This window comes from Cupriavidus basilensis, from assembly GCF_029335485.1.
Lineage (GTDB): Bacteria > Pseudomonadota > Gammaproteobacteria > Burkholderiales > Burkholderiaceae > Cupriavidus > Cupriavidus basilensis_E.
Map to the genome: position 1 here is coordinate 1 of NZ_JARJLM010000516.1, position 601 is coordinate 601.

Below are 601 nucleotides of genomic sequence, written 5' to 3' on the forward strand. Positions count from 1 at the left end.
GGAAACGGGTGACGGCGTACCTTTTGTATAATGGGTCAGCGACTTACATTCAGTGGCAAGCTTAACCGATTAGGGAAGGCGTAGCGAAAGCGAGTCCGAACAGGGCGTTGAGTCGCTGGGTGTAGACCCGAAACCAGACGATCTATCCATGGCCAGGTTGAAGGTGCGGTAACACGTACTGGAGGACCGAACCCACTAACGTTGAAAAGTTAGGGGATGAGCTGTGGATAGGGGTGAAAGGCTAAACAAGTCTGGAAATAGCTGGTTCTCTCCGAAAACTATTTAGGTAGTGCCTCGTGTCTCACCTTCGGGGGTAGAGCACTGTCATGGTTGGGGGGTCTATTGCTGATTACCCCGCCATAGCAAACTCCGAATACCGAAGAGTGCAATCACGGGAGACAGACATCGGGTGCTAACGTCCGGTGTCAAGAGGGAAACAACCCAGACCGCCAGCTAAGGTCCCTAAGATTGGCTAAGTGGGAAACGAAGTGGGAAGGCTAAAACAGTCAGGAGGTTGGCTTAGAAGCAGCCATCCTTTAAAGAAAGCGTAATAGCTCACTGATCGAGTCGTCCTGCGCGGAAGATGTAACGGGGCTAAGCC

At 52.1% G+C, this 601-nt stretch carries 1 rRNA gene; it reads left to right on the forward strand.

Annotated elements, in window-relative coordinates:
* Positions 1-601: ribosomal RNA gene (locus P3W85_RS31945) — 23S ribosomal RNA — on the forward strand; the annotation flags it as partial.